Raw genomic sequence first — 6,949 nt, 5'->3', positions numbered from 1 at the left:
GGCGGTGTTCGTCGGCCCGAAGTCGGGGGAGGAGCTGGCCGCTCACTACGCCTGCGCCGACGTCTTCGTCTTCCCCTCGCTCACCGACACCTTCGGCCTGGTCATCCTCGAGGCCATGGCCTCCGGGACGCCGGTGGCGGCCTATCCGGCGCCGGGCCCCGTCGACATCATCCCGAACTCCGGCGCCGGGGTGCTGGCGTCCAGCGCCACGGAGGGCTTGCGCGAGGCCTGCCTCGACTGCCTGAAGCTCGACCGCAAGCAAGTGCGTGCGCATGCCGAGAAGTACTCCTGGCGCGCCTGCGCCGAAGACTTCCTGAAGAACCTGCAGCCCTATCCCGAGCCGGAGAAGACCCGCTTCTGGCGACGTCTGCGCCGCCTCGCCCGGGTCCGTCGCCGCCGGCCTGAGGCCGCCTGAAAGCGCAGCCGCCTACAGCAGGCGGCTGCGCATCGCCTGGCTGAGCAGGTCGATCAGCGACACCGCCACGACGATGACGATGACGATCGCCGCCAGCTGGCCGTAGTCGAAGGCGTTGAGGCTCTCGAACAGCACCTGGCCGATGCCGCCGGCCCCGATAAGGCCGAGCACGGTGGCCGAGCGGGAATTGGATTCGAAGCGGTAGAGCGCATAGGACGTCCACAGCGGCGCGACCTGCGGCAGCACCCCCCAGACGATCTCCTGCAGCGAACTGGCGCCCGTGGCGCGCACGCCCTCGACCGGCCCCTTGTCGATCGCCTCCACGGCTTCGGAGAACAGCTTGGCGAGCACGCCGGCGGTGCTGATCGCCAGGGCCATGACCCCGGCGAACGGGCCGAGGCCGACGGCGACCAGAAAGATGGTGCCGATCACCAGGTCCGGGATCGACCGCAGCAGGTTCATCAGGAGGCGCATCGGCTGCTGCAGCCACACCGGCGAGATGTTGCGCGAACAGGCGAGGCCGAACGGGATCGCCACGACGATGGCCAGGAAGGTGCCCCACAGCGCGATCTGCACCGTCAACCACATCTGGGCGACGAACAGCCGCCAGTGGGTGAAGTCCGGCTTCAGGAACTCCTGGGCGAACTGGCGCATGTTGTCGGAGTTGGTGAACAGCCGGCCGGCGTTGCGCATCTCCACCGGTCCGAAGGCCAGCACCAGCAGCACCAGGACGCCGCCCCAGACCAGCAGGTCCGGCGCGCGCTGCCCCAGGCTCCGCGTCGGCGGGGCCAGGGCGGTGGCGGGAGTGGAGGCGGCGCTGGTCATCAGACGTCCGGATCGACGGCGCGGCGCTGGGCGGCCGCGGCGCGGATCTTGTCGAACTCGGCCTGCGCCTTGCTGATGGCCTGGCCGTCGCCGCCGCGCTTGGCTTCCGCCAGGGCCTGGCCGGCTTCCATCTCCCGGATCGGGTCGAGATAGCTGTCGTCGGCGGCGCGGAAGCCGCCGTAGGTCAGGCCCTTGAGGACCTCGCGCTGGCGGTCGGCCTCCGGCCCGGCGCCGACGCCGTAGGTCAGGAAGAACTGGCGCAGCTTCTCGCGGATCGCCGGATCGAGGTCCTTGCGCGCGACGATCGAGGATTCCGGAATCGGCGGCGAGCGCCAGATCACCTCGACCTTGCCGGCCACCGCCGGATTCTCACGCGCCGCGAACAGCAGGCCGACGCTGTTGTTGGTGGCCGCGTCCATCAGCCCGTTGGCGACCGAGAAGACGTTCGCCTGGTGACTGGCCGAGCGCACCGCCTTGAAGCATTTGGCCGGCTCGATGTTGCGCGGCGTGAACAGGTAGGTCATCGGCGCCAGCGTGCCGGACGTCGACTTGGCGTCGCCCATGCCGAAGCTCAGCGACTTGTCGCAGGCCAGAACCTTGTCCAGCGTCACGCCCGAACCCTTCCGGGCGATCAGCACCGAGACGTAGGAATCGGCCCCGCCGGCGTCCACCACACGGCCGAGCACCTGGGCGTTGGCCCGCCGCGTCGCCTCGAGCGCCGGCATGGCCGAGAACCAGCCGACCTGCACCTGGTTGAAGCGCATCGCCTCGATCAGCGAGGTGTAGTTGGTGGCGAAATAGGGCTTCACCGGAATGCCGATCTGCTTCGACATGTCGGCCAGCAGCGGCTCCCACAGCGGGGCCATCGACTGCTGGTTCTCGGCCGACAGGATCGAGAAGGTCAGTTCCTTCGGAACGGTCCCCTCCTGGGTCGACGGCTCGCCGCACGAGGCGACGCCGAGCGCGCCGACGATGGCGAGGCCGGCGAACAGGCGGCGGCTTACCCGGCGGCGCGCGATCATTTCGGGGCTCCTTCCCAGAACACGTCTTCGAACTCGGGGCCGTAGATATCGATGAGGCGGTCGCGCTTCAGGCCCTCGGCCGGACCGTCATAGACGATCTTGCCGGCCTTCAGGGCGACGACGCGGTCGCAGTAGCGCATGGCGTAGTCGACCTGGTGAAGGGTGACGACCACGGTCAGGCCGTCGTCGCGGTTCAGCGACCGCAGGCTTTCCATAACCCGCCGCGCCGACACCGGATCCAGCGAGGCGACCGGCTCGTCGGCCAGGATCACCTTGGCCTTCTGGACCAGGGCCCGGGCGATGGCCCCGCGCTGCTGCTGGCCGCCGGACAGGGTGTTGGCCCGCTGCGCGGCGTATTCGGCGACGCCGACGCGGGCCAGGGCGGCCATCGCCGCGTCCTTGGTTTCCTTCGGCCACAGGCCGAACAGGCCGCGCACCGCGTCGATACGGCCGAGCGAGCCCAGCGCGACGTTCGAGAACAGCGACAGCCGGCCGACCAGGTTGAACTGCTGGAAGATCATGCCGATGCGGGTGCGGGTCTTGCGCACGCCGCCGGCGATCCGGCCGTTCTCCTGTACCGGCCCGCCGAACGCCTCGACCCGGCCTTCGCCCGCATCGATGGTCTGCAGGGCGCTGATCGAGCGCAGCAGGGTGGACTTGCCCGAGCCGGAAGGCCCGATCAGGGCGATCATCTCCCCGCGCGCCACATCCAGCGACACGCGGTCCAGCGCGCGGCGCGCGCCGAAGGTCTTGGACACGTTCCGTATGGACAGAACGGCGGCGTCGGACATGGACGGGAAGGCTTCCTCGGGCTGTTCGCGCGCGAAGGCGGCGAACCTCCTGGATCACCAAGCCTTGCGACGGCTTCATGACACGCGGCGCGCAAGAACGTCTAGCGCGACGCAAAGCCTCTCCTTCCCGTCATGAGAGGGCTCGACTCGCCGAAGTCGCGCGGAGCAGCCCGGCTGGCCTGCCTCACCCTTCGCGCCGCGCGCCCCTTCCAGGAAGGGCGCACCTGGGGACAAGGCTCTTTACATGCCCGCCGCAAGACCCTATGTGCCGCGCTCCGGCGGACCCGATGTCCTCAAAAGCGCTGCTAACGCCGGCCTGGGTTCAACAATCCGTTGGGGGTTGCGTGAGGTGCACATGTACCGTACGCCCCTGGACCTGGTCCGTGAGCGGTCTCCCGAACGTCCCGTCGCCTTCGCGCGGCCGGGTGTTCTGGCCGTAGCGGCGCGCTGGTTCCAGGACAAGTTTCAAGGCGACGTATTCTACGCTGTGAAGGCGAACCCTTCGCCGTGGGTCATCGAGACCCTGGCGAAGAGCGGCGTCTCCTCCTTCGACGTGGCGTCGGTGGCCGAAATCGAACTCGTCGCGCAGCACGCGCCGGGCGCGCGCATGGCGTTCATGCACCCGGTGAAGAGCCGCAAGGCGATCGCCGAGGCCTACTTCGACCACGGCGTGAAGACCTTCTCGCTCGACACCCATGACGAGCTCCAGAAGATCCTCGAGGCGACTCTCGGCGCCGACGACCTGACGCTGATCGTCCGCCTGGGCGTGGTGGCCGAGGGCGCCGCCTATTCGCTGTCCGGCAAGTTCGGCGTCCCGCTCGATCAGGCCCCGTCCCTGCTTCTGGCCGCTCGCCGCGCCACCCAGGGCCGGATGGGCGTCTCCTTCCACGTCGGCAGCCAGTGCATGCGGCCGACCGCCTTCCAGGCGGCGATGGCGCAGGCCAACCGCGCCATCGTCCGGGCCGGGGTGCTGGTCGACGTCGTCGACGTCGGCGGCGGCTTCCCGTCGGTCTATCCGGGCATGACTCCGCCGGATCTCGACGCCTATCTGGACTCCATCCACCGCGGCTTTGCCGAGATGAGCGTCCACGAGGAGACCGAGCTGTGGTGCGAGCCCGGCCGGGCCCTGGTGGCCGAGGCGTCCTCGGTGCTGACCAAGGTCGAGCTGACCAAGGGCGACGCGCTCTATCTCAACGACGGCAGCTACGGCAGCCTTTTCGACGCCGCGCACACCAAATGGCCGTTCCCGGTCCGGCTGTTCCGTGGCCAGGGCGCCGAGGCGCACATCGTCGAAGGCCCGCTGAAGCCCTACCGGTTCTACGGCCCGACCTGCGACAGCCTCGACCACATGCCCGGCCCCTTCTGGCTGCCCGGCGACGTGCAGGAAGGCGACTATGTCGAGATCGGCATGCTGGGCGCTTATGGCATCGCCATGAACACCCGCTTCAACGGATTCGGCGACGCCGAGACCGTGGTGGTGGACGATCCCCCGATGGCCTCGATGTACGGCCTGGCCGGCCGCACCATTCGCGTCCCGCGCGAACGGGAGAGCGAGGACCGCAAGGTCGTGCGCCTGTCGCGTCCCAAGGGCGCCGCGGGCAAGAAGGGCCGGCGGCGGTAACTCACCGTCGCATTCATGAGTTTAAAGGCGTGGTCGGTCGCTCCGTCCCGGCCACGCCAACTGTCTTGGACGGGCGATCACCCTCAGAAGGGAACTTCCGGCGATGAACGCTCCGACCCCGAACACCAACCGCAAGGCCCAGCTGCTGGCCAACACCGTCGAGCACGTGGCGATCGACCAGTACGACGCGCGTCCGATCATCGACTCCATGCGCAAGATGAGCTTCACGAGCCGCGACACGGCCCGTGCCGCCGACATCTGGAAGATGAGCCTGGAAGATCCGACCTGCTCGACCTGGCTGACCCTGGCCGGCTCGACCAGCGCCGCCGGCTGCATGCACATCTACCGCGACATGGTGAAGTTCGGGATGATCGACACCATCGTCGCCACCGGCGCCTCGATCGTCGACATGGACTTCTTCGAAGCCCTTGGCTTCAAGCACTACCAGGCCGACTCCACCGTCGACGACCGCGAGCTGCGCGAGATGTACATCGACCGCATCTACGACACCTACATCGACGAGGAAGAGCTCCAGGCCTGCGACGCGACGATCTACGAGATCTGCGAGCAGCTTGAGCCGCGCCCCTACTCCAGCCGCGAGTTCATCTGGGAGATGGGCAAGTGGCTGGCCGCCGGCAACGCCAAGAAGCCCGACAGCCTGATCGAGGTGGCCTACCGCGAGGGCGTGCCGATCTTCTGCCCGGCGTTCGTCGACTCCTCGGCCGGCTTCGGCCTCGTCAAGCACCAGGTCGAGCGGATGAAGGCCGGCAAGCCCTATCTGACCATCGACGCCATCGCCGACTTCCGCGAGCTGACCGACATCAAGCTGGCGGCCGGGACGACGGGGCTGTTCATGGTCGGCGGCGGCGTGCCGAAGAACTTCGCCCAGGACACCGTGGTCTGCGCCGAGATCCTCGGCCACGAGGCGGACATGCACAAATATGCCGTCCAGATCACCGTCGCCGACGTCCGCGACGGCGCCTGCTCGTCCTCGACCCTCAAGGAGGCTTGCTCCTGGGGCAAGGTCGACGTGACCTGGGAGCAGATGGTGTTCGCCGAGGCCACCACCGTGGTCCCGCTGATCGCCTCCAACGCCTGGCACCACGGCGTCTGGAAGACCCGCAACAAGCCGCGCTGGGCCAAGCTTTTCGACAAGAGCGCGGCGTAGGGCGCAAAAGACGACGGCCGGGGATCGCTCCCCGGCCGTTTTTGGTTTCGTGGGCCGCCGACCGGCTCAGCCGCCGTTGACGATCTTGCCGTTGAAGACCGTCATCGAGCACTTCATGTCCTTCAGCGCCGCCGTCGGGGCGTTGTAGATGTCGGTGTCCCAAACCGCGAGGTCGGCGTACTTGCCGGGCTCGATGGTGCCGATCTTCTTCTCCATGAACACCGTCCGCGAGCCCCAGTCGGTGTAGGACCGCAGCGCCGTCTTGATGTCGATGGCGTTCAGCGTGCCGGCGGGCCGCTGGCCGTAGAGGCCGAGCATGGTCGAGCGGTCGACGCTGGCCCACAGGCCGTAACGGCCCGGGTAGGGCGCCACCGGATAATCCGAGCCGTTGGCGAAGATCACGCCGCGCTCGATGAAGGTCTTGAACGGCTTCAGCCCGATCGACCGCTTGGGCCCGAGGTTGCCCGCGTAGGTGTCGCCCAGGTACCAGAGGAACGGCCCCTGCGCTTCCGGATAGGCGGCGTCGTAGGTCTTCTGCATCCGGGCCATCTTCGCCATCGCCTGGTCGGTCACGACGTTGGCGTGGATGATGGTGTGGCGCAGGCCCTTGGTCGGCTTCTTCTGCAGGACGGCGTCGAAGGCGTCGACCGTCCAGTCGACGCCGTGATCGCCGATCGAGTGGATGCCCATGTGCAGGCCGGCGTCGTGGTAGATCTGCACCAGCTCGCCGACGATCTTCGGATCGACCACCGGGTAGCCTTTGTTGCCGGTGTCGACCTCGGTGAAGTTCTTGTTCCAGTCCTCGTGCATCCAGGCGGTGCGGGCGCCGCCGCTGCCGTCGATCGCGATCTTGATGCCGCCGGAGATCACGTGGTCGTCGCCGGTGGTCTCATAGGGGCGGGTCTTGGCCGCGACGCGGGCCGCCAGGGCGCGGGCGTCGGCGACGTTGTCCGGCGTGCGCCACAGGGCGAAGATTCGCACCGGCAGCTTCCCGTCGGCCTGCACGCGCTTGTAGGCGTCCCAGGTCTCCTGGTTGATGCCGGGGTCCTTGGCGGTGGTCACGCACTCGTTGGCGAAGCCCTGCGACGTCGCCGCGATGCCGGCGTA

Annotated in this window: 7 protein-coding genes; 3 read left to right on the top strand and 4 right to left on the bottom strand. The window is 68.3% G+C overall.

Going from position 1 to position 6,949, the window contains the following annotated elements; all coding sequences use genetic code 11:
• Positions 1-415, top strand: a 415-nt coding sequence (locus tag ACILRF_RS13440) for a glycosyltransferase (RefSeq protein WP_395673711.1), incomplete at its 5' end; no start/stop codon positions are given.
• 12 nt (positions 416-427) lie between these two features.
• On the opposite strand, the gene phnE is transcribed toward ACILRF_RS13440, so the two are convergent.
• From phnE to phnC, 3 genes are read right to left on the bottom strand one after another with little or no spacing between them, the layout of a single operon-like run.
• Positions 428-1,240 carry a phosphonate ABC transporter, permease protein PhnE gene (gene phnE, locus ACILRF_RS13435; RefSeq protein WP_395673709.1) on the bottom strand — a complete coding sequence of 271 codons (813 nt, stop codon included), beginning with the start codon at positions 1,238-1,240 and terminating at the stop codon, positions 428-430.
• On the bottom strand, positions 1,240-2,262 hold the full coding sequence (gene phnD / locus ACILRF_RS13430; protein WP_395673707.1) for a phosphate/phosphite/phosphonate ABC transporter substrate-binding protein: 1,023 nt from the start codon (positions 2,260-2,262) through the stop codon (positions 1,240-1,242). Before phnD ends, phnE begins: the two co-directional genes overlap by 1 nt.
• Positions 2,259-3,053 (bottom strand): phosphonate ABC transporter ATP-binding protein, encoded by a 795-nt coding sequence (gene phnC, locus ACILRF_RS13425; RefSeq protein ID WP_395673705.1) that lies wholly within the window; start codon positions 3,051-3,053, stop codon positions 2,259-2,261. The genes phnD and phnC overlap by 4 nt, the downstream gene beginning before the upstream one ends.
• Positions 3,054-3,408: 355 nt before the next feature.
• Here phnC and ACILRF_RS13420 point away from each other — a divergent pair, with 355 nt between their 5' ends.
• Together ACILRF_RS13420 and ACILRF_RS13415 are read left to right on the top strand one after the other, a co-directional pair.
• A complete protein-coding gene (locus ACILRF_RS13420) occupies positions 3,409-4,674 on the top strand; it encodes a type III PLP-dependent enzyme (protein WP_395673703.1) in 1,266 nt (421 codons plus the stop codon).
• A 103-nt stretch (positions 4,675-4,777) separates the two neighbouring features.
• Positions 4,778-5,842: a 1,9-bis(guanidino)-5-aza-nonane synthase gene (locus ACILRF_RS13415; RefSeq protein WP_395673701.1), complete on the top strand. Its 1,065-nt coding sequence runs from the start codon at positions 4,778-4,780 to the stop codon at positions 5,840-5,842.
• Between the two features lie 66 nt (positions 5,843-5,908).
• Here the strand turns inward: ACILRF_RS13415 and ACILRF_RS13410 are convergent.
• Positions 5,909-6,949 (bottom strand): amidohydrolase (locus ACILRF_RS13410; protein WP_395673699.1); only part of this gene is annotated, 1,041 nt, incomplete at its 5' end.

The organism is Phenylobacterium sp. (assembly GCF_044236515.1).
Lineage (GTDB): Bacteria > Pseudomonadota > Alphaproteobacteria > Caulobacterales > Caulobacteraceae > Phenylobacterium.
Note: the sequence above shows the minus strand (reverse complement) of the source record. Positions and strands in the feature narration are given on the sequence as shown.

Excerpts from the sequence above, each read along its gene's own strand:
- phnD (WP_395673707.1), bottom strand. The coding sequence starts at position 2,262 with ATGATCGCGCGCCGCCGGGTAAGCCGCCGCCTGTTCGCCGGCCTCGCC.
- ACILRF_RS13415 (WP_395673701.1), top strand. The coding sequence starts at position 4,778 with ATGAACGCTCCGACCCCGAACACCAACCGCAAGGCCCAGCTGCTGGCC.
- phnE (WP_395673709.1), bottom strand. The coding sequence starts at position 1,240 with ATGACCAGCGCCGCCTCCACTCCCGCCACCGCCCTGGCCCCGCCGACG.
- ACILRF_RS13420 (WP_395673703.1), top strand. The coding sequence starts at position 3,409 with ATGTACCGTACGCCCCTGGACCTGGTCCGTGAGCGGTCTCCCGAACGT.
- phnC (WP_395673705.1), bottom strand. The coding sequence starts at position 3,053 with ATGTCCGACGCCGCCGTTCTGTCCATACGGAACGTGTCCAAGACCTTC.